Annotated in this window: 21 protein-coding genes, 2 pseudogenes and 1 CRISPR repeat array; of the genes and pseudogenes, 12 read left to right on the top strand and 11 right to left on the bottom strand. The window is 27.1% G+C overall.

The window, feature by feature from the left end; all coding sequences use genetic code 11:
• The first annotated feature begins 112 nt into the window (after window positions 1-112).
• Window positions 113-1,846, top strand: a complete 1,734-nt coding sequence (locus CDIF1296T_RS07510; protein WP_009896333.1) for a sensor domain-containing diguanylate cyclase — start codon at window positions 113-115, stop codon at window positions 1,844-1,846.
• A gap of 391 nt (window positions 1,847-2,237) precedes the next feature.
• A CRISPR array of direct repeats spans window positions 2,238-3,121; the repeat unit is 29 nt; unit sequence ATTTACATACCACTTAGTTAATATAAAAC.
• 529 nt (window positions 3,122-3,650) lie between these two features.
• Here the strand turns inward: CDIF1296T_RS07510 and CDIF1296T_RS20145 are convergent.
• Window positions 3,651-3,869: pseudogene (locus tag CDIF1296T_RS20145) on the bottom strand (IS3 family transposase); the annotation flags it as partial.
• Window positions 3,870-4,379: 510 nt separating this feature from the next.
• Between CDIF1296T_RS20145 and CDIF1296T_RS07500 the strand changes: the two are divergent.
• Window positions 4,380-4,625 carry a hypothetical protein gene (locus tag CDIF1296T_RS07500; protein WP_009896331.1) on the top strand — a complete coding sequence of 82 codons (246 nt, stop codon included), beginning with the start codon at window positions 4,380-4,382 and terminating at the stop codon, window positions 4,623-4,625.
• Between the two features lie 132 nt (window positions 4,626-4,757).
• On the opposite strand, the pseudogene CDIF1296T_RS20205 reads toward CDIF1296T_RS07500, so the two are convergent.
• From CDIF1296T_RS20205 to CDIF1296T_RS19525, 3 genes and pseudogenes are all read right to left on the bottom strand, one after another.
• Window positions 4,758-4,892: pseudogene (locus CDIF1296T_RS20205) on the bottom strand (IS982 family transposase); the annotation flags it as partial.
• Window positions 4,893-5,121: 229 nt separating this feature from the next.
• On the bottom strand, window positions 5,122-5,322 hold the full coding sequence (locus CDIF1296T_RS20200) for a hypothetical protein (RefSeq protein ID WP_423778051.1): 201 nt from the start codon (window positions 5,320-5,322) through the stop codon (window positions 5,122-5,124).
• 55 nt (window positions 5,323-5,377) lie between these two features.
• On the bottom strand, window positions 5,378-5,524 hold the full coding sequence (locus CDIF1296T_RS19525; protein ID WP_009896328.1) for a hypothetical protein: 147 nt from the start codon (window positions 5,522-5,524) through the stop codon (window positions 5,378-5,380).
• A gap of 32 nt (window positions 5,525-5,556) precedes the next feature.
• On the opposite strand from CDIF1296T_RS19525, the gene CDIF1296T_RS19520 reads away from it, so the two are divergent.
• Together CDIF1296T_RS19520 and CDIF1296T_RS07485 are read left to right on the top strand one after the other, a co-directional pair.
• Window positions 5,557-5,901 carry an N-terminal phage integrase SAM-like domain-containing protein gene (locus CDIF1296T_RS19520; RefSeq protein ID WP_198012736.1) on the top strand — a complete coding sequence of 115 codons (345 nt, stop codon included), beginning with the start codon at window positions 5,557-5,559 and terminating at the stop codon, window positions 5,899-5,901.
• Between the two features lie 908 nt (window positions 5,902-6,809).
• The gene (locus tag CDIF1296T_RS07485) at window positions 6,810-8,165 is read left to right on the top strand and encodes an MATE family efflux transporter (RefSeq protein WP_009896324.1); all 1,356 of its coding nucleotides are present in this window, start codon (window positions 6,810-6,812) and stop codon (window positions 8,163-8,165) included.
• A 117-nt stretch (window positions 8,166-8,282) separates the two neighbouring features.
• Here the strand turns inward: CDIF1296T_RS07485 and CDIF1296T_RS07480 are convergent, their stop codons facing one another.
• Window positions 8,283-8,951: a Dph6-related ATP pyrophosphatase gene (locus tag CDIF1296T_RS07480; protein ID WP_032509252.1), complete on the bottom strand. Its 669-nt coding sequence runs from the start codon at window positions 8,949-8,951 to the stop codon at window positions 8,283-8,285.
• Between the two features lie 66 nt (window positions 8,952-9,017).
• Window positions 9,018-9,446, bottom strand: a complete 429-nt coding sequence (locus CDIF1296T_RS07475; RefSeq protein ID WP_003429356.1) for a DMT family transporter — start codon at window positions 9,444-9,446, stop codon at window positions 9,018-9,020.
• Between the two features lie 151 nt (window positions 9,447-9,597).
• Between CDIF1296T_RS07475 and CDIF1296T_RS07470 the strand changes: the two genes are divergently transcribed.
• Together CDIF1296T_RS07470 and mnmL are read left to right on the top strand one after the other, a co-directional pair.
• A complete protein-coding gene (locus tag CDIF1296T_RS07470; RefSeq protein WP_011861206.1) occupies window positions 9,598-10,146 on the top strand; it encodes a DUF308 domain-containing protein in 549 nt (182 codons plus the stop codon).
• A gap of 118 nt (window positions 10,147-10,264) precedes the next feature.
• Complete coding sequence (gene mnmL / locus CDIF1296T_RS07465; RefSeq protein ID WP_021368595.1) at window positions 10,265-11,200, top strand: tRNA modification radical SAM protein MnmL/YtqA; 936 nt, start codon at window positions 10,265-10,267, stop codon at window positions 11,198-11,200.
• A 270-nt stretch (window positions 11,201-11,470) separates the two neighbouring features.
• Here the strand turns inward: mnmL and CDIF1296T_RS07460 are convergent, their stop codons facing one another.
• Window positions 11,471-12,415: a DMT family transporter gene (locus CDIF1296T_RS07460; protein ID WP_003438541.1), complete on the bottom strand. Its 945-nt coding sequence runs from the start codon at window positions 12,413-12,415 to the stop codon at window positions 11,471-11,473.
• 317 nt (window positions 12,416-12,732) lie between these two features.
• Between CDIF1296T_RS07460 and CDIF1296T_RS07455 the strand changes: the two genes are divergently transcribed.
• Both CDIF1296T_RS07455 and CDIF1296T_RS07450 read left to right on the top strand, forming a co-directional pair.
• Window positions 12,733-14,163 (top strand): sigma-54 interaction domain-containing protein, encoded by a 1,431-nt coding sequence (locus CDIF1296T_RS07455; protein ID WP_003438538.1) that lies wholly within the window; start codon window positions 12,733-12,735, stop codon window positions 14,161-14,163.
• 199 nt (window positions 14,164-14,362) lie between these two features.
• On the top strand, window positions 14,363-14,947 hold the full coding sequence (locus CDIF1296T_RS07450) for a zinc dependent phospholipase C family protein (protein WP_003419819.1): 585 nt from the start codon (window positions 14,363-14,365) through the stop codon (window positions 14,945-14,947).
• 103 nt (window positions 14,948-15,050) lie between these two features.
• Here the strand turns inward: CDIF1296T_RS07450 and CDIF1296T_RS07445 are convergent, their stop codons facing one another.
• Both CDIF1296T_RS07445 and CDIF1296T_RS07440 read right to left on the bottom strand, forming a co-directional pair.
• Window positions 15,051-15,830 (bottom strand): Cof-type HAD-IIB family hydrolase, encoded by a 780-nt coding sequence (locus CDIF1296T_RS07445; RefSeq protein ID WP_003438534.1) that lies wholly within the window; start codon window positions 15,828-15,830, stop codon window positions 15,051-15,053.
• Between the two features lie 57 nt (window positions 15,831-15,887).
• Window positions 15,888-17,144, bottom strand: a complete 1,257-nt coding sequence (locus tag CDIF1296T_RS07440; RefSeq protein WP_003438532.1) for a competence/damage-inducible protein A — start codon at window positions 17,142-17,144, stop codon at window positions 15,888-15,890.
• Window positions 17,145-17,401: 257 nt separating this feature from the next.
• On the opposite strand from CDIF1296T_RS07440, the gene CDIF1296T_RS07435 reads away from it, so the two are divergent.
• The 4 genes from CDIF1296T_RS07435 to CDIF1296T_RS07420 all read left to right on the top strand — a co-directional run bounded on the left by CDIF1296T_RS07435 (window position 17,402) and on the right by CDIF1296T_RS07420 (window position 22,583).
• Window positions 17,402-18,301 carry a D-alanine--D-alanine ligase gene (locus tag CDIF1296T_RS07435; RefSeq protein WP_003429344.1) on the top strand — a complete coding sequence of 300 codons (900 nt, stop codon included), beginning with the start codon at window positions 17,402-17,404 and terminating at the stop codon, window positions 18,299-18,301.
• A gap of 23 nt (window positions 18,302-18,324) precedes the next feature.
• Window positions 18,325-19,773, top strand: a complete 1,449-nt coding sequence (gene ddlR, locus CDIF1296T_RS07430; protein ID WP_009896315.1) for a MocR-like transcriptional regulator DdlR — start codon at window positions 18,325-18,327, stop codon at window positions 19,771-19,773.
• 82 nt (window positions 19,774-19,855) lie between these two features.
• Window positions 19,856-20,638: a M15 family metallopeptidase gene (locus tag CDIF1296T_RS07425; RefSeq protein WP_009896313.1), complete on the top strand. Its 783-nt coding sequence runs from the start codon at window positions 19,856-19,858 to the stop codon at window positions 20,636-20,638.
• A 25-nt stretch (window positions 20,639-20,663) separates the two neighbouring features.
• The gene (locus tag CDIF1296T_RS07420; RefSeq protein ID WP_021368593.1) at window positions 20,664-22,583 is read left to right on the top strand and encodes an ABC-F family ATP-binding cassette domain-containing protein; all 1,920 of its coding nucleotides are present in this window, start codon (window positions 20,664-20,666) and stop codon (window positions 22,581-22,583) included.
• Window positions 22,584-22,824: 241 nt separating this feature from the next.
• Here the strand turns inward: CDIF1296T_RS07420 and CDIF1296T_RS07415 are convergent, their stop codons facing one another.
• Both CDIF1296T_RS07415 and CDIF1296T_RS07410 read right to left on the bottom strand, forming a co-directional pair.
• On the bottom strand, window positions 22,825-23,172 hold the full coding sequence (locus CDIF1296T_RS07415; RefSeq protein ID WP_009889198.1) for a PqqD family protein: 348 nt from the start codon (window positions 23,170-23,172) through the stop codon (window positions 22,825-22,827).
• Window positions 23,159-25,087 (bottom strand): OPT family oligopeptide transporter, encoded by a 1,929-nt coding sequence (locus CDIF1296T_RS07410; protein ID WP_009896311.1) that lies wholly within the window; start codon window positions 25,085-25,087, stop codon window positions 23,159-23,161. Before CDIF1296T_RS07410 ends, CDIF1296T_RS07415 begins: the two co-directional genes overlap by 14 nt.
• Window positions 25,088-25,410: the final 323 nt, after the last annotated feature.

Genomic DNA, 25,410 nt, shown 5'->3' with positions numbered 1-25,410 from the left:
GTTAAAATTAACTTATTTGACAAAGATATCATAGTTTAACAAAGCTTTTAATTTAAATATATTGATGTATAATATAATTAAAATATAATAGCAAAAAGAAAGGAGGAATATCATGAGCATACTCCTAAAAAAAGCACCCAAATTAGCAAAACATATTATAACAAGTTTTTATATAAATCGGGATATTGATGAAGTATTAAAATACCTTTGTGAAAATGTTACATGGATTGGACCAGGAGAACAGGAATTTCTCACTTCTTTTAATGAAATAAAAAATTATTTTTATGCAGGTCAAGATGAAATTCCTTCTTGTGATATAAATAATGATATATTTGAAACTGTAAGTGAAGATGAGAATAGATGTATGGTATTAGGAAGATATACTGTTCGAACTAAAGAAAATGCTCAAATGATTTTAGAGGTAAATCAACGTTGTACATTTGAGATAATTGAGGATAGAGGAAAATTATTAATAAAGCACATGCACATATCAAACCCTTATGGTGAAATGCAACTTGATGAATACTTTCCCACTAAAATTGGAACTCAAAGTTATGATTATTTGCAAAGATTACTAAAAGAAAAAACAGAAGTTATTGAAATGATTACAAATAATATCAATGGTGGCTTAAAAGGTAGCAATGATGATAGTACATACTCATTTTTCTATGTCAATGAGGGATTGCCCAAAATATTAGGATACACATATGATGAGTTCATGGAAATGAGTGGTGGTTCAGCAGTGGGTGCTGTATATCCACCAGACTTACCTAAAGCACTAGAAGATTGTGAACGATGTTTTGCAAAAGGACCTACATATTCATCTGAATATAGAATCCGAAAAAAAGATGGAACATTAATGTGGGTATTAGATTCTGGAATGAAATCGTTAAATAGTGATGGCATAGTAAAAATTAATAGTATTATTACTGACATAACCCAACTAAAAAACATAGAATCTGAACTAAAATTAGAAAGAGAGCGATATCGTATTGCTTTGCAAAATATTACAGATATCATGTTTGAGTATGATATTGAAAACGATACCCTTATAAAATATCAACGTGTAGAAATTGACAAAAAAATTGAATTAGAAAATTTTGAAACAAAAAATTACTCCAAACTATTAGAATCTGGTAAAATTATTCACCTTGATGATATTGGAAAACTACTAGAAGTACTTCATGGAAATCTTCGTGAAACAATTGAGATAAGACAAGTAAATTCATTAACTAAAAATGAATGGAGATGGATTCGTGTTCAATGTTCAGTTATATATGATAGTGACCATAACCCTATCAAAACAATAGGCGTTTTAAAAGACATAACTGAAGATAAATCTAAATTAGAAAGCTTAATTAATCAGGCTCAACGTGACCCACTAACACAATTATATAATCAAAGAGTATCACAAAATCTTATTGAAGAGTATCTATGTAGTTCTGATTCCAAAAATAATGATGCTCTATTAGTTATTGATATTGATGATTTTAAAACTGTAAATGATACTTTTGGGCATTTAGAGGGAAATGAAGTTTTAGTTGCTGTATCAAAAATACTATTACATAACACACATGATAAAGACATAGTTGCTCGAATTGGTGGAGATGAATTTACAATATTTATAAAATCATTAACAAAGGATTTAATAATAAAAATTACTAATGATATTTTAAATGATGCAAGTAAAATAAAAGTAAAGGACAATCATAAAATAACATTAAGTATTGGTATTGCCTTCACTGATGATTCAACTAAATTATATAAAGATTTATTTTCTAAAGCTGATAAAGCTCTTTATCTATCAAAAGCAGATGGCAAAAATTGTTATAGTACATACGAATAATAAAGCTATTTATACGACCAAGAATGAACCTTTAAATTTAATTTCATAGTCTAACAATCAAAGAATTGAAGCTAATCTTATAGCTAGTCAACTAGTTCCTAGAAAAAATTTAGACAATATATTTATTGATACTGCTCATTTTTCTAAAGAGCAAATTTATATAAAAAATTAAACTTTTATGTACATACAGATACTAATGATAAACATTTAGCATTAGTATCTTCTATCTTAAAACAAAATGATAATTTATCTATATAAAAAAGTGCTTTGTTGACAGAGTTCACTTTTTTATATAGGTACAGAATTTAAGTATAAATACATGTTTTATTCTATACATTTTAGTTAATGTAAAATTCCTTGATTGTACTCTCTAACTTTTCAACATTATACTATTTACATACCACTTAGTTAATATAAAACTATAAAAGTGTTGCAATTACTGGGTTTTATAAAGTTAATTTACATACCACTTAGTTAATATAAAACTTTAGCACCTTATTTATCTATAGAGCTACAGAAAGTATTTACATACCACTTAGTTAATATAAAACAAGCATCAAATACATTTATCATTCTGTCTATAATTTTATTTACATACCACTTAGTTAATATAAAACTAATACCTCCTTTTATAAAAAAATGTCGTGAAAAAGTATTTACATACCACTTAGTTAATATAAAACATGTATTTATTTGTTCTTGTACTATTGTTTTACTCTATTTACATACCACTTAGTTAATATAAAACACTCCAAAACTTGATTCTAAATTTAGAAAAGGACTATATTTACATACCACTTAGTTAATATAAAACTGTAGAAAGCTCGTTTGTGGATGAAGTTCTAAAATCATTTACATACCACTTAGTTAATATAAAACGGAACTTTTAAAAGATTCAAGGAAAAAAGATTGGTTTATTTACATACCACTTAGTTAATATAAAACTTGTAAGGATAAGCCTAGAGAGAATAGCCCTTCTCTCTATTTACATACCACTTAGTTAATATAAAACATTATTTTTTTATCGTTTTGAAACCTGTTTCTTCTGCATTTACATACCACTTAGTTAATATAAAACTATCTTTTGATTATTCTGATAAAAAGTAATAATACAAATTTACATACCACTTAGTTAATATAAAACGCTCCCGAAGTTGTTAATGTTGTTGCGACTCTTGCTGATTTACATACCACTTAGTTAATATAAAACATCAATACTTTGATGCAGTTTTTAACTAGATTTTCAATTTACATACCACTTAGTTAATATAAAACCCCAAAATAAACTGGGCATTTTCAATACTTACACATATGCAACTCTCTTAAATTTGCAGTGAACCATGAGTAGTGCAAATGATAAAGCTTATCATATACCCTCAACACCTTATATTTCAAGCGTTAAGCTCTACTTTGTAACAAATATCGCTCACTGCAAAACTATTTACATTTTTATTATATCATAAATATATTATTTTTGAATATCTATACCAATTTGTGGTATAATAAAAGCAAGAAGAACTACAATCTATTTAGACGTAGAGTGAAGTTCAAATACTAATGTTTATTCTTTTTGAACTTGATTTTTAGTTCAAAACTAAAGTCACTCCTGCCTGTGTGAACTATACCCGCTGTTTTATACAGTTAAAACATGTAAAAATAGTTATAAAGTACTAGTGTAACTCATTAGTACTCTTTTTATTATATTCATATAATTAATATCTATATTTTAAAGTTTACTATCTAAAAAAGAGCACGTCAAATAAAACCCTAGATATTTAATTTTTTTAGAGATACTTAAAATAAATTATGCTCTCTCTGTACTTAAATATTTCCTAAATTCAAATGGAGACATAGAATTTAATCTATTTTGATATCTAAAATTATTATAGTAGTATATATAATCATCTATTGCTTTAACTAATTATTCATATGTATCAAATTTCCTTAAATAGTACATTTCTACCTTTAAAATTCCCCAAAATCCTTCCATAGGAGCATTGTCAAGGCAACGACCAACTCTTGTATAATATATGTATATCTAACACCATTAAGAAATATATATTTTATAATATATATTTCTTCATTTAATGCACTTAGAAAAGCAAAGAAAATACAGATTAGTACACTTTTTAGAGAAAAATAAAATTGATACATCTAAAATATTAAAAAATACTTTAGATAATCTAAAGACACATCTCAAAGTTTTTAACTAAATTATAAAACTAATTACAAATGCTATGTAACGATAATAAATAAAAAATTTACTTCGCTTAAGCGACGTGTCGTTGAAATATTTCATGTTGCCAACTGGTTCGTAAGTTGATAAGAAAAGAACACTAATTATTTAGAGTTCTTTTCTTAGCTACAAGTGGATTATAATACTTTTAAATCTGTGCGAAAATTGTATATAATAATGATATGAACAAGTAAAGAAAATACAAAAATGACAAAATTATAAATAAAATATTATAAAATCATAAGGTCATAATTGTTATATTGTAGAAACAAAGTAAAGAGAGATGGTGGAGAATAAATGAATCAAAAAAAAATAAAGATTAGTATTAAAATGGTAATTATAGGTATATTTGCTGTAATTATTTCTTTTGTATTATCCAGATTATTCGTTGAGTATATTGATGAATTATTAAGGTCTAATTGGCAATATCAGCTATTTGAAAGTGAGAGTTCATATATAATATTTGCCAATTGTATTATGTTCTCGAATATATTATTAGAAATATTTTTAATATATATTTGTAGAAAATTTAGAAAAATCTAATATAGTCAACGTATTTCGAATCGAATACTTCATGATTATTTAGTCTATTGTGCTAGTTAAAGTTTAATTCCCATATAAAGTAAATTGATTTTAGTAAAACAAATCACCCCTAAGGGTTAGTTTATGGATAAGTCATCCAAATATTAACTCTTTAATTTTTGCTATAGATTCATCTTTGCTCATAACTTTACTTATAAAAAATGAAATATTATAAGCTAGAACTTTTATTCTAATTCTAGTCATAAATCCTAGCATAGAGTTACTTTTTTTATATTATAAATAAAACTATACAACAAAGATAATATTTAGTAAAAATAACTTTCATTTTAACTAAACTTAAAATTCAATTACTCTCTAAATTGACGTTTAGGAATTAGTTCAAAATAAAAAAGAGTGTATATATTGAAATTACTACATTTCAATATATACACTCTTTTTAAATTTCTCAGTTTTCCATGGAACTTTACTTTATTTATTTCTGTATTAGTTGTATTTTTTATGCATTTTTCTTTAAAATCATATTTTCTGATTCAACTCTTATATTATAAAATTTCTTTACTAAATTATTCTCTTTTTCTATATCTTCATATATATTTTTTAATCGCCTTTTACCTAATCTTTTATCTAACATTACTAATGATTTAACTAATATATTATATGATTTTATCGCATCTTCTACTGAGATATTTAAACATATATTTACTGCTTTATAAAAATCAAATTCACTAAAAAATCCATTTTTATTTACAATCTTATATCCCTTTGCATCTCTTTCTAAATACTCTTCCTAAATACTCTTCAAAACTTTCATCATCTAATCTAAATCCTATATCACTATGAAAAATAGGTTTTGCATTTGGATATAGTTCTATTGCTTTATCAAAAGTTTCGAATACCAAGTTATTATTATTCGATTTTCCAATAGCCCACTATAAACAATAATAAGTTTGTTGCTCCAAATAATGTAACACTTGTAGAAAGATGTTACAGATATATAAAAGATAGAGAATGTAGTTTTTCTCCTAATACTATTAGAAATAGAAAAAATATGATTAAAAATCAAATTGAAGTTTTCTTTAAAGATATGAAATTAATAGATATAACACCTTCTATTTTACAGTCTTATATAAATAACATATACAATGAGCACATGTTAAATTCAACAAAAAACCAAGTCGATTTTATAAAATTAGTATTGAAAGAATCTTATAGATTAAAAGAAATATCAGAAAATATTTGTGATTTTGTTACAACCCCAATCAAAAAAATAGTTTAACTTCTAAGCTTTATACAAAACAAAAAGCTCAATTATTATTAGAAAAATCAAAAAATACTCCTATAGGTATACCAATTTTTTTGATGCTAACTCTTGGATTACGTTTTGGTGAAGCTGTATCACTTATATGGTCAGATGTAGACCTTGATAAAAAATCTCACATGTAAATCAAACATTAGTTTATGTATACAATAAAATAATCTTCAAAGGCCCTAAAACCCCTAGATTCAAAAGAAGATTATTTGTTCCTGATGAACTTATAAGTTTGCTTAAAGGGGAAAAATTAAAACAAAATAAGTTGAAATTACAGGGTATATTGAAAAATGAATTTGATTTGATATGCTTAGATAAAAGATTCAACCCGTGAGTTCAACCAACTTTTGTTGTTCATTTTAAAAAACTATTAAGAGATAATAATCCTAGAGATATAAAAGTACATGAATTAATACATGCAAATGCAACTTTGATATTACTTTCAGGTACTAACATAAAAGCTATTTATAAAATATTAGTACATGCAGATATAAAAATAGCTATGAATAAATATTCGATATTCTCACTTATTAGATGAAATGGATAAAGAAACATCTGAAAATATAAGCAAAATACTATTCAAATAATGTTCAGTTTTATGTCAATTAAATGTCACTCAAAGTGCTTTTTTTCCATTTGTCAGTTAAATGTCACTTAAAGTACCTTTTTCCTATTTGTCAGTTAAATGTCAGTAATATATAAATAAGATATATTTATAAGACCCTTAAAATCACTATTATTTAATAAAATTTATAATTATATACTATTTGTTGTTGACATTGGTATTATACCATAGTTTATCATTTATATTAGAAATAAAATTATTAATTAATAGTTTCGTAATTTTATAATAGATTTACAGGGAGTGATAATAAATGGATACAAAAATATCTATAAACGAAAACATGAGTCTAGGTAAAAGATTTTTTAAATACCTAGCACCATCTGTAGTTGCAATGTGGGTTTTCTCACTATATACAATGGTTGATGGAATATTTGTAAGTAAAGGAGTTGGAGAATTAGCTTTAGCTGCTGTCAATATATCAATGCCTTTTATTAATTTTATATTTGCAGTTTCTCTATTATTTTCAACTGGTGCATCTACCATAATTGCAATCTATCTGGGGAAAAAAGATATTAAATCTGCTAACGAAGTCTTTTCATTTAACTTAGTATCAATAATTATATTATCAATAATTATATTAGCTATAACTTTTTTTAATTTAGATAGATTAGCACTATTTTTAGGAGCTACAGAATCTACAATTGGTATGGTTAAAGATTATTTAGGAATAATAATATTTTTTAACGGATTCTTTATAGTGTCTTATTCTTTAGAAGTTATAATAAAAACTGATGGCTTTCCAATATTAGCTACTGTTGGTGTAATAATATCTGCTCTTACAAACATCATACTTGATTACTTGTTTGTAATTGAATTTGGATGGGGTGTAAAAGGTGCTGGTATTGCAACTGGTTTGTCTCAAGTCTTTTCTACTATTTTCTTCTTAATACATTTTTTAAGAAAAAACTCTACTTTGAATTTTTCAAAATTTAGAATTGATTTTAAGACACTTAGAAAAATTGTATTTATAGGTTTTCCTGATTCAACTACTGAATTAAGTTGTGGTATAGTTGTTTTACTTTTTAACTTAAGTCTTACTAAATATATTGGAGAAAATGCTCTTATTTATTATAGTGTCATAAATTATATAAATACATTAGTACTTATGACTATGATGGGTATAACTCAAGGTATGCAACCACTTACTAGCTTTTATTATGGTGCAGGAAATATAGATAATGTAAAAAAATTATTAAAAATGGGGATAAAAGCCACAATAATAGCATCAGTTGCTGTATTTGTAATTTGTATGGCTTTTTCAGGACCAATAGTCTCTTTATTTATACATCCAGAAGAAACAATGCTATTCAATGAAGGAGTTCGTGTATTTAAAATATTCTCTATATCTTTCTTATTGGTAGGAATTAATGTAATAATTTCTGGATTCTTTGTATCAGTAGAAAAACCATCAATTTCTACTGTTATATCTCTTGGTAGAGGGCTTGTAATAGTTGTTTTAAGTCTAATTTCAATGATACTAATATTTGGTGGACAAGGAATATGGATGACTACTATTGTTTCTGAGTTTATATGTCTTATTTTATCATTAGCTTTTCTAAAAAAGAATTTTTCTACATTAGACTCTAATCTAAATAAGGTTGCTTAGATGATAAGAGTGACAATATATGAAAATATCTAAATAAAAAATACCTATTATACAATCTTACAAATATTAGACCTTTGCAAAAATTAGGATTATATAATAGGTATTTTATTTATGTAATTATTTTATTTCTAAATATCCATAGCCATCTTTTATTAAAGTTCCTTTTACTTCATATTCTACAGGTTTTTTAAATATTGGACCATCTACGACAAATGTATGATACTCTCCATGTTCTCCACATGGGTCTGCACCAGCATTTTTTATATTCTCCACAAGTTCTCTAGTTAATTTTTTTCCTAAAAATTCCTCTCCTAAGTGCTTTAAGTTTACTTTTGTTACAACACTACAAAATCCACTGTCTATAAATTCATATACTAAATCCTCTCTACTCTCTTGCCATAATGGTAAATCTACTTTCATACCAACTGCTTCACATCTATCAGTATCCCATTTTCTATGACTTTCTATATCTATATCTCCATATGCACATATCGTTGCTCCCATGTTTTTAGCTTTTATTAAAGCCCTCTCAAAGCTCTCTTCATATCCTTCTACGCCACACTCAGCAACTAATAAAGGTAATCCTATGTTGCTACTTACTTGCTTAAGCATATTATATTCTAAATTATGTGTCCATGACTTTCCATGTTCTTCACTTATAGTTGTCAAGAGTGCCACAGGCTTATATCCTTTTTTCAACATTCGATTTAATGCTAATATACTATCCTTACCACCACTAAATGACATTACAAATTTTTCATCAGCCAATTTTAACACCTCTTTCATCTAACTTTGTTTTATTAACATAATTATACCAAATTTTTGAGTTGCATAGCAAATTATATTAAATTGTTAATTCACTATAAAGAATGTCCCTAATATTAAAAGTATAACCCCTATGTATTTGTATAAATGCATTGTTTCTTGTCCCAAAATTACGCTATCAATAAAAAATCCAACTAAAACTTGGGATACAAGAGTTAATATAAGTGTATTTGATACTCCTAAATTTGGAATTGCCTTTACTGTAAAATATATTATTAGACCTCCAAATACTCCTCCTAATAACAACTTATAATTAAAACCATTTATAGATACTAGACACTTTAAGTCACCTGTAACTATTATACTTGCCAAAAAAAATATTGCTCCTACAGTTAAGCTTATAAAGGTGGCCACTAATGCTGTTGTACTTTTTCCTAGCTCTCCATTTATAAAAGCTTCAAGAGCTGTAGAACCACCTGCTAATAATGCAAATATTATTGCCCATAATTTTGTCATGGACAAACCTCCTTCTATATAATTCTATTAATAGAAGTTTATGATACAACCTATTAATTAATTACTAAGTATAGTTTAATTTTTATACACTAGGCTTTATTTGGATATGAATTTCTGTTATAATTGTTCTATCGATTTTGGAGGTGATTTTATGTACACAAATTTTAATATCGATTTTAATAACTTTAATAAAAAAGAAAATGCTATTAAATTTATGTTAATGGGAGTATTACTCATTATATTAGGATTATTATGCCTTACATTTAAGACATTAGGTATAAAATTAATTTCTTGGACTTTTGGTATTGCACTTTTATTCTTTGCATATTTAAATTTAAAAAATATTAATGAGTTAAAAAGATATGCTACTAAAGAAGAAATTAAACCCTCTATTAATATCCAATGGGTTCTAATAATTGCATGTATATTACTTTTTGTATTTCCTCAAAAAATACAAAGCATATTTTCATTATTTTTAGGATTTTATTTAATCTTTAATCAACTAGTAGCACTTGTAAATAGTAAGAATAATCCTTATTCTAAATTTACAACTTGGAATATAGTTAAGATTCTATTTGGTATATGCCTTATATTATCTCCACTTTTTTTATCTAGATTTATAGTATCGATAATGTCTTTTTTCATAATATTATTTGGACTAGTTCTATTTTTCTCTGGAAATACAGCGAGAAAATATTAATTATTTTCTCGCTGTATTTTTATATTACTTAAAATAGAATTTGTTTAAGTTATCTATTTGTGGTAATATGTTTTTTGTACAAGCTCAGCGTACAATTTTATTAGAAATAGGTGATTTTTTGGATAAATTTAAATATGCTTTTGATAATAAAAGATATCATACTTGGAATTACTATCTTAGAAATACTTTTGGAGAAAAAGTTTTTAAGGTATCTATAAATGCAGGATTTACTTGCCCAAACATTGATGGAAGTCTTGGTTATGGCGGATGTACCTATTGTAGCAAAGAAGGCTCAGGTGATTTTGCTGGAAACCCTAAAGATAATCTTATCAGTCAATTTTATAATATAAAAGAAATGATGTTAAAAAAATGGCCTCATGCAAAGTATATTGGCTACTTTCAAGCCTATACAAATACGTATGCTCCTCTTGAAGTTTTAAAAGAAAAATATGAGACTATATTAGAACTTGAAGATGTCATAGGTCTTTCAATATCCACAAGACCTGACTGTTTGCCAGATGATGTTGTAGAATACTTATCTGAACTAAATAAAAGAACCAATTTATGGGTTGAACTTGGACTTCAAACAATTCATGATTCTACATCTAAAATTATAAATAGAGGTCATGATTATAAAACATTTGTTGAAGGTGTTGAAAAACTAAAGTCTAAAAATATAAAGGTTGTCGTACACATTATAAATGGTCTTCCTGGTGAAGATTATAATATGATGGTGGAAACAGCAAAGGCAGTTGGTAAAATGGGTGTAGACGGTATAAAAATCCATCTATTGCATGTTATAAAAGATACTCCTATGGAAAAGATGTTACAAAATGGTATGTTAACTCTTATGGAACAAGATGAATATATCAATCTTGTCTGTGACCAATTAGAAATACTTCCTGAAACTATGATAATCCATAGACTCACTGGTGATGGTAAGAGGGATGAACTAGTAGGTCCTATATGGAGCCTAAAAAAATGGGAAATTTTAAATCAAATTGATGATACTTTAAAGGCTAGAAATTCTTATCAGGGCTGTAAGTTTGTTTAATACAAAATAATAACTATAGAAATGGTTATATAAATATAGTCCTTTCTATAGTTATTTAGTATTTACAAAACAAAATATTAATTTGTACATTTATACAATATATAATAAAAAATAGATAGTCTAAACTGTATCTACTTATATTTTATTTGTACTGTCCACTTTATTCTATAAAATTTATAAATAGTTATTTTTTAATACCAAATATAATTTGGTATAATTTTTGTTGGACTCTAAAATGTATACCAATAAATCCTTTTTAAGTATATAATTCTAAATACTTTCAGTTTTTTCAATCTGCTTTAACTTGTTGGACTTATAAAATATTCTTATTTCATCATAAGAAAGATTAAGTGCTACTACTGCAGATATTAACATCAACATCACTCCAAATAACTTCCCTAAGGAAAAACTTTCTCCTAATATAGTGCAACCAATTATTACTGAACCAACTAATTCTACTGATGCCACAACACCTGCAACTGACAACTCTACACCTTTAGATATACCTGCTGCATAAAAAATATATGCAAGTGCAGCTGGAACAATGCCTAACATTAGCATACAAGATAAAACATCTAAATCCTTAGCATAATTTAAGATTTCCCAAGGTCTTGAAGAAGGAATCATAAATATAGCTCCAAATAAGAAACTGTATACTAATATTGTTGAACTTGAAAATTCCTTTAAAGCATTTTTACTAATAGTTGGCATAAGTGCATATGCTATTGCTGATAATACCCCAAGTAAAAGTCCAAAAGCGTTTAAACCTTGAAAATCCAAACGTCCACCAGTCACTGCCATAATTGCACCAATAAAACAAAGAATAAGTGAAAATAATTTGCTTCTAGTAATATTTTCTTTATAACATATTTTTGAAAATATTGCTAAAAACAGTGGTGATGTATATAGTAAAACTGCTGCAATTGATACACCCGCAATGTCAATTGCTTTAAAATAACATAAATTAAACATTGCCTGACATATAATACCTATTATTACTGAATATATAATTCCTTTTTTGCTTATCTTTAAGATTTGTGGTGTCCTTATAGATGAATATACGCCTAAAACTATAAATCCAAAAAACAATCTTGTAAATGCTACTTGTTCTGATGTCAGTCCATTTCCCATTAAAAACTTTCCAAATAATCCAAGTGTAGCCCATAATAACCCTGCTATTGCTATAAATACATACCCTTTACTTTTTTCTCCCATTTTAAATTCCCTTCTATTTTTATTTAGTCAATTTACACTCTTCTTTTTAAGCAAAAACTATGCCATCTTAAATCAATATATATCGACTCTAAAACCCTAGTCTTTCCAATAATACTAATAAATTTTCAATTTTTTTATATTTATTTTTCACTTACTTTAAGTTGATTTAGACTTATTTTAATTGTAAAATGAGTTATATATAACTTATTTAAAGTTAAAATAGACTGAAACTTATATATAAATATCAAATTTTAAGTATATTAATCAATTAAACCTATTTTAATATATCATTAAAAATTTAGGAGGAAAATATAAAAATGAATTTAGATTTGGAATTTTATCAAAAAATATTAGAAGCTTCCCATGATGAAATATGTGTTTCTGATGATAAAGGAATAATAATATATTGTAATAAAGCATTTGAAGAAAATTATGGTCTAAAAAAAGAAGATATTTTAGGAAAAAATGTTTCTTTTTTAGAAGACTCTGGATATTCAACAAAAAGCCCCATACCAATTGTATTAAAAACAAAGACTAAATTTTCACTGGAACAAGATACTCAAACAGGGAAAAAGCTTATCATAACTGCTACCCCTATATTTGATGAAAATGGAAACTTAGAATTTACTGTTGAAAATTGTAGAGATATAACTGAACTTAATAATATAAAAAATAAACTTGAAGACACAAAAAAGCAAGTAAAAAAATATAAATCTGAAGTAGAAACACTATACAGAACTGCACTTAGAATTGAGGATACTGTAATTATGGACGGAATAGTTATGAGACCAATCATAAACACAGTAAATCATGTTTCTAAAACGGATGTAAGTGTACTTTTATTGGGTGAATCTGGAACAGGAAAAAGCTCACTTGCTAGATATATACACCACAACAGCAATAGATCTAATGGCCCATTTATAACAATAAATTGTGCAACTATATCTCCACAACTTCTTGAATCTGAACTTTTTGGATATACTTCAGGTGCTTTTACAGGTGCAAGTACTAAAGGTAAAGTTGGGCTCGTAGAATTAGCTAATGGAGGAACTCTTTTTTTAGATGAAATAGGAGATATACCACAAAATCTACAGGCAAAATTTTTGCAATTAATACAGGATAGAACTTTTACTCCAGTTGGGAGCTTAAAAAATAAAAAGGTCGATATAAGAATTATATCTGCTACAAATGTTGATTTAGTTTCAAAAGTAAAAGAAAAAAAGTTTAGAGAAGATTTATACTATAGATTAAATGTTATAGAAATAAAATTGCCTCCTCTTAGAGAAAGAAGGGATAATCTAGTGGAAATTATAAAATATTATTTTAATAGGTACTCAAGTGACTTCAATCTAAATAAAACTATTTCTAAAGAAGCTATGGATGCTATTGCAAATTATAGATTCCCAGGCAATATAAGAGAATTACAAAATATAATTCAAAAAATCTTGCTTACTTGTACAGATAATCATATAACAATAGATGACTTACCAAACATTCTTACAAAAAATATACATATTACCAATAATGGAAATAAAACACATATATCCCAAATTAATAAGGTTATTATATCTGACTCAAAATCTACTAATTATAAAAATAAAAATTTTGACACTTTAATTAAAGAGTATGAAAAAAATATAATTTTGGATGCTTATGAAAAATTTGGTAGTTCTTATAAAGTAGCCAAACACCTTGAAATCTCACAGTCTAAAGCCAATAGGTTAATTAGAAAGTATACTAATACTTAATTTTAAATTTGATAAATAAAAACTTAACACTATTTACATATTGTAAATTTGGCCATTTACTGTTATTATGAATATGGTTGAAATTATTTAAATAAATACTGTTGACTTAGTTTCATATATTTACCATTAAACTTTTATCATAAATATCATATCATAATAATATATTTAATAAGTCTAATAAACTATACGAGGTGTAAATATGTTAATGAATACCCATTTTATTATGGCAAAATCAATACTTGATAATATAGATGAAAATAAAACATTCTTTATAAGCGAAAAAAATTTTATATATGGCAATATAAAGCCTGATGCTTTTTCTAAATATAAATTAAAAAAACATTATTTAGATGAGTCATTTAATATGATTGTTTCTAAAATAAACTATCTATGCAGTCTTAATATAGATAGTCTTTCTAAATACTTTTCAGTAAGTAGACTTAGTCAGGAACTAGGAGTCATATGTCATTTTTTATGTGATTTTTTCTGTGTAGCTCACAGTGAACGTTGGGAGTTTAAGCATAGCTTAAATAAACATGTTACTTATGAAAGAGAACTTGGAGCATTTGCAAAAGATGTTGATTTATCTAAAATTAAATGTGGTACTATAAATAGTAGTTTTGAGAAGTTTTTTACTAAACTTTATAGTGATTACAAAAAGAAAACTGATTATATGAATGATTTAAAATTTTCAGCTTATACTTGTAATAGTGTCATAAATTATATACTTGACTCTATTTTATCTAATACAATAAAATCATATCATATAGCAAATTGCGGTTAACTTAAGAATTTTTAAACTTATATAAACTTATAATTGAATATAATTAAAATGACTGCTCTATAGAATATAATTTTATACTTCTCTAGGACAGTCATTTTTTATACTAACTATTTATCTCCATTATAACATCTATGGCACTTTTTACACTATCTACTACATAATTTGCACTTTGCTTTACATCTTCCCTTGCCTTAGACATTGCAAAACTATATTTAAATCCTTCTAACATGCAAATATCATTTGGAGAATCCCCAATAGTAGCAACTTCATCTGGACTTACATTTAACGTTTTTATTACATGCTCTATACTTCCTCTTTTTGACACACTTTTAGGAACTATATTTAAAGTATATGTTCCAGAAAAATATATTTCTAAGACTTCACTAAACTCACTTTTTAGATAAAGTTCTATTCTGGATAACTCTTCCAAATTTTCAGAACATACGCCTATATTTCCTATAAGATTATCAAAACTACTTCTTTTTTCAAAATCTGGGTCAACTATAAAGTCACTAGAATAATGTCTAAAAGCAGTGGTATCACTACCCACAATTACATCACCCTTATATTTAAAATAAAGTTGTGCATCACTTGACTCAAATCTATCAATGACTTTTTTTACTAAATTATCATCTATCGTTCTTTTAAAAATTACATTATAATCTTTATCATATATAAATGAACCATTTTCACATACATAATATCCATTCATATCTAAACTATCTTTGATAATATTATGTGCTTGTTTAAAAATTCTACCTGTAGCAACATTAAACTGTACTCCCTTTTTTTCTATTTCTTCAATTGCTACTATATCTTCTTTTGTTATGGTTCCATTTTCATATAGAGTTCCATCTAAATCACAAAATATATGTTTTATCATAAATTAAAAGCCTCCAAAAACAATTTTATATTTTACTAATACTTTAATCAAAATAACTTAAAGCTTTTCTAATTGTATTCTCAACTCATTAAGCAAATCTCTAGTAGCTCTTAATCTTATCTTTCTTCTATCCCCATTAAATATATTTTTCTTTACTATTGTTTTTCCATTTATATATATTGCAGTATAAACCAGTCCCACAGGCTTCTCTTTGGTTCCTCCACCAGGTCCAGCTACTCCAGTTGTAGATATACCTATATTAGCTTTAAGTCCTTTAGCAACGCCCTCAGCCATTTCTATAGCTGTTTGCTCACTTACTGCTCCAAACTCTTCCAAAGTTTCTCTTTTTACTCCTAATCTTTTCATTTTAGAATCATTAGAATATGTTACACAACCTTCAAGAAATACAGAGGATATACCTGGATAGTTTATAAGAGATGAAGAAACCAAACCTCCAGTACAAGATTCAGCCACTGCTATTGTTAGATTTTTTTCTACAAGTAGCTTAGAAACAGCATCTTCTAAAGCAGTCTCCCCTTCAGATATGGAAATATCTCCTTCAGTATATACATATTTACCAACTCTACTTTTTATTTTTTCTTCTACTGGTTTTATTAATTTAAAAGCTTCTCTTTCATTTTCAGCCTTTGCAGTTATTCTTATTGTAACTTCTAATTCTTTTGCATATAAAGCAACTGTTGGATTAGTCTGCTCATTAATTATATCGAGAATTTCTAATTCTAGATTTGACTCACCTATTCCATATAATCTTAAAGTCTTAGATACTAGCATTTCATTTGTGAATTGTTGTAAGTAAGGTTTGACACTCTCATTAAACATAGCTTTCATTTCTCTTGGAGGTCCAGGCAATACTATTATAAATTTACCATCTTTTTTTAAAATTGCCCCTGGAGCTGTACCATTATTATTTTTTAGTACTATAGCATCTTTTGGAAAGTACACTTGTTTCATATTATTTTCGGCCATTTTTTTCCCTGTTTTAACAAAGAAAGATTCCAAAACCTCTAGTGAAGGTTTATGTAGTTCTAATTTCTGACCAAAGTATTCTGCAGCAGTTTCTTTTGTCATATCATCACCAGTTGGCCCAAGACCACCTGTAGTAATTACAAAATCACTTCTCTTTAAGCTTTCATCAAAACATTCTAAAAGTCTTTGTTTGTTATCTCCAACAGTACTCTGATGGTATACTTCTATTCCCAATGATGCAAGTTCTTTAGCTAAAAATTGAGAATTTGTATTTACTATATCTCCCAATAATATTTCTGTTCCTACACTTATTATTTCAGCTTTCAAAATTTATCACTCCTTGATTTATAGCCATTAAGACTAGTCTTAAGTTCATAACAATAATTTTAGCAAAAATAATAACATAAATAAAGTTAAAAAATCATTTAAACATATCTTTAAACTAGATTATTATTCTAAAACCACACATAATATAAACTTCGTATATAGTGGTACTTTCATCCTCAACTGTTAATTCATATAATTAAGTATGTAAATAAAAAGTTTACTTTAAAATAATAAAAATTAAAATAGGAGTGTATAATATGAAAATAGCAGTTATAATGGGTGGAATATCATCAGAGAGAGAAGTTTCTTTAAATTCAGGAAAAGAGATATATAATAACCTTGATAAAAATAAATATGAAGTTGTAAAAGTAATAATAGATGATAAAAAAGATATATTTACAAAGATACCAGAAGATATAGATTTTGCAATACTTGCTTTACATGGAAAATTTGGTGAAGATGGATGTATACAATCAATACTTGAGACTATGGATATACCATACTCTGGATGTGGACCTCTTTGCAGTGGGATGTGTATGGATAAAAATATAACTAAAAAAATGCTTAGAGATTCAAACCTACCTACTGCTCCATGGGTTTTAGTAAAATCAGTTGATGAAATAGACTATGATGAAATAGATAATATAGGTTATCCAGTATTTATAAAACCAAACTCAGGAGGTTCAAGTGTAGCCACATTCTTTATTCATTCTAAGGATGAAGTTGAAGAAGCAGTTAGAAAAGGTCTGGAAGTTGATGAATTTGTAATGATTGAAAAATATATACCAGGTGGAGAATATACTTCATTCATATTAAATGGAGAAGTATTCCCTACAATATCTATAAAATCTGATTCAGGATTCTTTGATTATGAAGCTAAATACTCAGTTGAAAAAGGTGCAAAGGAAGAAGTTGTTTACTTAGATGAAGAACTTCAAAAAAGAGTAAACGAAATTTCTGAGACTTGTTGGAAAATTTTTAATTGCAAAGCATATGTAAGAGTTGATATGATTATAAGTGAAGGTATTCCATATGTTCTTGAACTAAATACTCTTCCTGGAATGACTCAAACTAGTTTAATTCCTAGAAGTGCTGCTGCTAGAGGTATTAAGTACAGTGAACTATTAGATAAACTTATAGAATACTCTTTAAATTAGATGAAATAATTTGAGGTGGTAATTTGATATTTTCAAATCTAAAATTAAATGATAATGAACCAATTTATATACAACTTAAAAATTATATAAGTGATATGATATCAAAAGGACTAATTCCAGACAATAGTAAGCTCCCTTCTACAAGGGAGCTTAGTCAGCTTTTACAAGTTAGCCGAAATTCTGTAGTTTTAACTTATGAAGAATTAAAATCAGAAGGATTAATCTACTCTATTTCAGGAAAAGGTACATTTGTTAAATCAAAGAATAAGTCTTCAAATACTACATGGTCATTAAACTGGGATTGTTTAGAGAATACATACTCTAAAAAAGCCAATGAATTGGACATTATAAAAAGTGAAATTCCTTGGAGCTCTGACCTGATTTCCTTTAAAAGTATTTCTCCAGATGGAGATTTATTCGACATGGAAGAATTAAAAAAATCCTTTTTAAATAGAATTTCACTAGAAGGACATAAATTACTCAACTATGGATATGCACAAGGTTATAAGCCACTTATTGACTATTTACTAGAATATATGACAAACAAGGGTGCTGATATAAGTAATAAAGATATACTAATAACAAATGGATTCACAGAAGGCTTTGATATTATTATGTCATCTTTTACCCAAGAAAAAGACTACATAATATGTGAAAATCCTACTCATAATACTGCTATAAAAATTATGAAATCTCATAACCTCAATATCTTAGGTGTAGATATAAATGAAGATGGTTTGGACTTCAATATGCTAGAAGACAATTTAGTTAAGTATAAAAATAAAATAAAGTTTGCATACATTACACCCTCTTATCACAATCCTACAGGAATTGTAATGACTCCTGAAAATAGGTACAAATTCTATAATCTTATGAAAAAATACAATATAGCAACTATAGAAGATGGATTTAATGAAGAATTACTCTACAATAGTTCTCATATATTTCCTATCTGTTCCCTAGATAATATGAATAATGGGGTCGTATATATTGGTAGTTTTTCAAAGATTTTATTTCCTGGAATGAGAATTGGATGGATATTTGCAGATAAAAAAGTAATCAATAAGCTAGAAAGTGTAAAAAGGTGCAGAAACATACATGTATCCTTTTTAGACCAAGGAATTTTATTTGATTATTTAAGTAATGGAGGTTTTGAAAAATACATTAAAAAAATACGTAAATTCTATGGAGACAAATTTAACTTTGCATATAAATGTATAAAAAAATATATAAAAACAGAATATATCTTGGGTGATGGTGGTTTGCATATATTTATAAAACTAAAAAATATAGATACTAGAGTTTTATTAGAAAAATGTTATGAAAAAAATGTTATATTTATGCCTGGAGACTTATTTTTTACAGATAACTCTGGTTTTGATACTTTAAGACTCGGATTTTCTAGGTTGTCTTTTGAAGACATTGAAATTGGAATAAAAATAATTGGAGAAACTATAAATGAAATGTTCTAGGTTAACTAAATATTGTTAGCCTAGTTTATTTTTATGAGGTATAATATATATAGTTTATATGAATCTAATACTGGGGGATAATATGAGTAAAAAGTCAAAACGAAGAAAAATTAATAAATTAAAATTAACGATTGTAATAACTGTATTATTTCTTGCTTTATTATCTATATATGAGATACTGTTCTCTAATCCCAACAAAAAAGGTAATATAAAGAGTCAAGAAACTATGCAAAATAAAAATAATACAACAGATGATTCTAAAAATAATCAAAGCTCTACCAAAAAGCAGGAAGATAATAATATCAAGCCTACTTTTTCATATTCTTCAATACCAGATAATATAAAAAATAAAATGATTGGTAAATCTATGCCTACTGATGAACCTATAAGCTTTGATAGTCTATCTTATTTAAAACTTACATATTATGGATTTGATGAAAAAACTCATCAAGGAGAAATGATAGTAAACAGTGAACTAGCTCCAGAAGTAGTGGATATTTTTAAGGAATTATACGAAAAAAAATATCCAATTGAAAAAATTAAGTTAATAGATGACTATGATGCTGTAGATGAAAAATCTATGTCTGATAATAATACCTCATCATTTTGTTATAGAACTATAGCTGGTACAAATGTAGTTTCAAATCATGGTAAAGGACGTGCTATAGATATAAACCCATTACAGAATCCTCAAGTTTCTGGAAATGATGTTACACCTAAAGTAAGTACAGTTTATGCTGATAGGTCTAGCACAAAATTTGGAATGATAAAAAAAGGTGATGATTGTTATAATGCTTTTGTAAGCAGAGGTTGGAGTTGGGGTGGCTATTGGAAAAACCCAGATTATCAACATTTTGAAAAATAATAGATTAGAAATAAAGGTGAATTATATGAATTTAATGACATTGGAAAATATAAGTAAAAGCTATTCTGAAAAAAAATTACTAGAAAATATATCTCTTGGAATAAATGAAGGGGAAAAAATAGGACTTATTGGTGTAAATGGCACTGGTAAATCTACCTTACTCAAAATTATTGCAGGAGTTGAAGAAAGTGAGACTGGTAATATAACAAAAACTAATGGTATTAGGATAGAATATCTACCTCAAAATCCAACTTACAATGAAAATTCAACTGTACTTGAACAAGTATTTAATGGAACTTCTGAAGAATTAAAGCTACTTGGTGAATATCAAGAAATCCTAGAAAAACTTAATTCAAACTTTACAGAGGAATTAAATAAAAAATTATTATCAGTACACGAAAAAATAGATGCCTTAAATCTTTGGGATTTAGAAAGTGAAGCTAAGTCAGTACTTACAAAGCTTGGTATAAATGACTTTAATCAAAAAATAGCAGAACTTTCTGGTGGGCAAAGAAAGAGAGTCTCTCTGGCATCAGCCCTTATTACACCTTGTGAGTTTTTGATACTAGATGAGCCTACAAACCATCTAGACAATGATACTATAGATTGGCTTGAGGAATATCTTAATTCCAGAAAAGGTTCATTGCTTATGATAACTCATGATAGATACTTTTTAGACCGTGTTACAAATAGAATTATTGAACTGGACAAGGGTAGATTATTCAGTTATGATGGGAATTATTCAATATTTTTGGAAAAGAAAATGGAAAGACTTTCGCTAGAAGCAAGTATTGAAGATAAAAGACAAAATTTAATAAGAACAGAGCTTGCGTGGGTAAGACGAGGAGCTCAGGCTCGTAGCACTAAACAAAAAGCTCGTTTACAAAGATTTGATGAACTTATAAATAGAGATTCTTTTAAACCTGATGAAAATCTTGATATATCTGTTGCATCAAGTAGACTTGGAAATAAAATAATAGAAATACACAATATATCTAAATCATTTGAAGAAAATACTGTTATAGATAATTTAGAATACACTTTAACTCGTACAGATAGAATTGGTATAATAGGCAAAAATGGTATGGGTAAATCTACCCTTATAAATATACTTAATGGAGAAATAGAGCCTGATAGTGGATATATTTCAATTGGAGAAACGGTTAAAATAGGTTGTTTTTCTCAAGACGACTCTCATATGAATATTGATATGAGGGCTATAGACTATGTAAAAGAAGCTAGTGACTATATAGAAACTTCAGATGGTACTAGGATTACAGCTTCTCAAATGTGTGAAAGATTCCTTTTCAATGGTACTATGCAATATACTTTGATAGGTAAATTATCTGGTGGTGAAAGAAGAAGACTACATCTTCTTAAAATCCTTATGACAGCTCCTAATGTGCTTCTTTTAGATGAACCTACAAATGATTTAGATATTGAAACGCTTAAAATATTAGAAGAATACCTAGACGAATTTAAAGGTGTAGTAGTTACAGTATCACATGATAGATATTTCTTAGATAGAATTTGTAATAAAATATTTGCATATGAAGGTAATGGAAAAATTCATATCTATACAGGTAATTACAGTGATTATCTTATTTATAGAGAGATTCAAGGAATTGAATTTGAAGAATCTAAAAGGGAATCAGTTAAAAAAGATGACTCTACTACCCTAAAAAAAGAAAAACCTAAAAATGATAAAAAGCTTAAGTTCTCATATAATGAACAAAGGGAGTTTGAAAATATTGACTCTGATATAGAAAAACTCGAATCTAAAATTGCAACACTTGATGAAAGTACTGCAAAATTTTCAACTGATTTTACTAAACTCCAAGAAATTTTAGATGAGAAATCTAAACTAGAAAAAGAACTTGAATACAAATATGAAAGATGGGAATATTTAAATAATCTAGCTGATGAAATAGCTAATAATAAGTGATATTAAAATAATCTTAAGTTTAATAAGTTTTGCTTTAAATCTGTAATTTATAAATATTTTAAAGGAAGTGTCTCAAAATGAACTTTTTAGTTTTATGAGACACTCTTTTTTATGAGAAATCAAATATATTTTCATCATTTCAACAATACAAAAGAGGCTTATCTCTATTTTGAGACAGCCTCTTTCATAATTACCTTCTAATTTATATGCTCTAATATATCTATAATAATTCTTATTATATCTATATATCCAGTCTTTCAATATAGTGACAATTAACTTCAATATGATTTAAAAATACTAACAACCTTTCATAAAGTGGATGAGATTCTTCTCCATATTTAGCTTCTAGGTTCTTGCCTATTTCTCTAACAGTCCTTTGACCATCAATTTGTAAAAAAACAAAACTTGAATATTCATCTAGTTCTATTTTTTTGTATTTAGGTATTCTAGCTTTTAACTTTCTAAAAAACTTTTGAATTTTATGGTCCTGTTTTTCAAGTATAGTAACAACACTATTTTCAGCTACTTCATATTCAAGTCCATCAGTAATTTTAAATACAATATCTAAAACATCATTACTCTTGCTCATTATTTTTTACTTTAGATAAAACAATAGGTAATGCTGTAAGCACAACTAAAACTACTAATAAAGCAATTGCCATTGAATTTGTTGCAGCAAATCCACTTGGTACCTTTGGAGTTACAACTCCAGTTACTTGTAATATTATACCTATTAAACCAATGATAGAACCACCAGCAACAAGACCAGAAGATAAACTTATACCATTAGAAACTTTAACTTCTTTTTCTTTTTCAGTTTTAGATACTAATTCAACAAATAAACGAATTAATGCTCCAACTAATATTATAGAAGTTGTTGCAATTGGTAAATAGAATCCTATAGCTATAGTCATTATTGGTAAATTTAATGCATATAGAACGATTGCCATAAATACTCCAACAATAATCATAACCCAAGGTAAACTACCTGACATAATACCAGAAGTTAATGTTGACATTAAGTTTGCTTGTGGTAATGCAAATTGTACATTATCACCAGTTGCTCTAAGTTGGTCAGAAAGTAATAAAATTACTCCTACAACAACTATAACACCAACTATACTTGCAATTGTAAAGTAACGTTGCATTTCGTTTTTGCTACCACCAATAATATAAGTTACTTTTTGAGATTGAGTATAACCTCCAGCTATAGCAATAGCAACAACTATAAATGAACCAAATAAAAGTAATGATTTATTAGCTTCTAAATCAGTCCATCCCATTATAACAAACACTAATGTTACAATAACTAGAGAAGCTATAGTCATACCAGAAACTGGAAGATTTGATGTTCCGATTGTTCCTGTTAAACGACCAGCTACTATGACAAATAATAAAGATAATAAAAGAGATATGATAGCTCCAATAATTGCCATAACAATGTTACCAGAAATTAAGAATGCTGCTAAAAATCCAATAACTACTCCACCTAATAAAAGTATCATTTGTATAGATGAACCTTCTTCTCCTTCTCCAGCACTTGATTTAGCTTTAAGTGTTTCTTTTATAGAAGCGATTATAGTTGGTATAAGTTTTATTGCACCAATAATACCTCCACAAAGCATCATACCAGCACCTATATATTTTACATAACTACTAGATATTGCTCCAACATCCATTTGGTTAAGAGGCATTGCAGGATTATTCCATACCATAGCTCCATCTTTAGCCATATCTGTAAAGTATCCTATTAAAGGTGCTATACCAAAGTTTGATAAAATACTTCCTGCAAACATTGTTAAAGAAACTTCAAGCCCTACTATAAATCCAATTCCTAAAAGTAGAGGATTTACTTCAATATCAAATTTCCATTTGTAGAATTTGCTTCCTACAAGACTCATTACATTGTTTGCTACATTTAAGAATGAACCAGTTAATACAGTAATAAATCCACTTATTACAAATCCAATTCCCATGTACTTAATTGAATCTCCACCAGCCTCTGAAGCAACAAGTGTCTCAGATATAGCCATTGATTCTGGGTACATAAGTTTACCATGTTCTTCAACTATTAGATAGTTGTGAACTATAGCAGCAATTCCTATACCAAATAAAACTCCACCAACTCCAACAGCTAAGCCTTCTAAGAATGTAATTTGGCTTCCAATTAATATAACTGCTGGTAATACGAAAATAAATCCACTTGCAACAGATTCTCCACCACTTGACATACCTTGGATTAAGTTTTTACCAAGAATACCCTTTGAACGAGCAAATGCTCCAACAAAAGCAGAACCTATTATAGCTCCTGGAATACCTGCGGCAACTGTAAGACCGGCTTTCATTCCAGAGTAAGTTGTAGATGCGGCAAAAATGGCAGCTAAAATAATACCGATAATCAGTACAGCTACATTTCCACCGGTTCTGGACTTATCTGTGATATATGGAACGTAATCTTTTCCACTAACCTCACCATAAGCACCCTTAGGTAATTTTTTGTTCATAAAATTTTCACCCCTTTTCAATTTGTATATATTATAACATATATACATATAAAACTTAACTTTTTATTATTTTACAAATAGCGAGTCAAAACTACTAAAATTTAACCCTATATTATTAATTTCTACTTTTAGATATTTTTATGCTAATTTTCTTTTTATTTTTCAATTCTACTAAAAACTATTAAGATATAAAATAAAAAAATTTTTTAATGTAAAATTAATTTTGTAAAAAAAATGCTTTAAAACACGGAAAAGTATAAAAAATACAATAATCATTCTTATAAATAAATTTTCACCATAGTAAATATATACAGAAAATTCTT

The organism is Clostridioides difficile ATCC 9689 = DSM 1296, assembly GCF_001077535.1.
Taxonomy (GTDB): domain Bacteria; phylum Bacillota; class Clostridia; order Peptostreptococcales; family Peptostreptococcaceae; genus Clostridioides; species Clostridioides difficile.
The sequence above is the reverse complement of the archived record's forward strand: the minus strand, read 5'-3'. Positions and strand labels throughout refer to the sequence as shown.

Coding starts and splice junctions, on each gene's coding strand:
- CDIF1296T_RS07510 (WP_009896333.1), top strand. CDS start 113: ATGAGCATACTCCTAAAAAAAGCACCCAAATTAGCAAAACATATTATA.
- CDIF1296T_RS07500 (WP_009896331.1), top strand. CDS start 4,380: ATGAATCAAAAAAAAATAAAGATTAGTATTAAAATGGTAATTATAGGT.
- CDIF1296T_RS07485 (WP_009896324.1), top strand. CDS start 6,810: ATGGATACAAAAATATCTATAAACGAAAACATGAGTCTAGGTAAAAGA.
- CDIF1296T_RS07480 (WP_032509252.1), bottom strand. CDS start 8,951: ATGAAAGAGGTGTTAAAATTGGCTGATGAAAAATTTGTAATGTCATTT.
- CDIF1296T_RS07475 (WP_003429356.1), bottom strand. CDS start 9,446: ATGACAAAATTATGGGCAATAATATTTGCATTATTAGCAGGTGGTTCT.
- CDIF1296T_RS07470 (WP_011861206.1), top strand. CDS start 9,598: ATGTACACAAATTTTAATATCGATTTTAATAACTTTAATAAAAAAGAA.
- CDIF1296T_RS07460 (WP_003438541.1), bottom strand. CDS start 12,415: ATGGGAGAAAAAAGTAAAGGGTATGTATTTATAGCAATAGCAGGGTTA.
- CDIF1296T_RS07455 (WP_003438538.1), top strand. CDS start 12,733: ATGAATTTAGATTTGGAATTTTATCAAAAAATATTAGAAGCTTCCCAT.
- CDIF1296T_RS07450 (WP_003419819.1), top strand. CDS start 14,363: ATGTTAATGAATACCCATTTTATTATGGCAAAATCAATACTTGATAAT.
- CDIF1296T_RS07445 (WP_003438534.1), bottom strand. CDS start 15,830: ATGATAAAACATATATTTTGTGATTTAGATGGAACTCTATATGAAAAT.
- CDIF1296T_RS07435 (WP_003429344.1), top strand. CDS start 17,402: ATGAAAATAGCAGTTATAATGGGTGGAATATCATCAGAGAGAGAAGTT.
- CDIF1296T_RS07425 (WP_009896313.1), top strand. CDS start 19,856: ATGAGTAAAAAGTCAAAACGAAGAAAAATTAATAAATTAAAATTAACG.
- CDIF1296T_RS07420 (WP_021368593.1), top strand. CDS start 20,664: ATGAATTTAATGACATTGGAAAATATAAGTAAAAGCTATTCTGAAAAA.
- CDIF1296T_RS07415 (WP_009889198.1), bottom strand. CDS start 23,172: ATGAGCAAGAGTAATGATGTTTTAGATATTGTATTTAAAATTACTGAT.
- CDIF1296T_RS07410 (WP_009896311.1), bottom strand. CDS start 25,087: ATGAACAAAAAATTACCTAAGGGTGCTTATGGTGAGGTTAGTGGAAAA.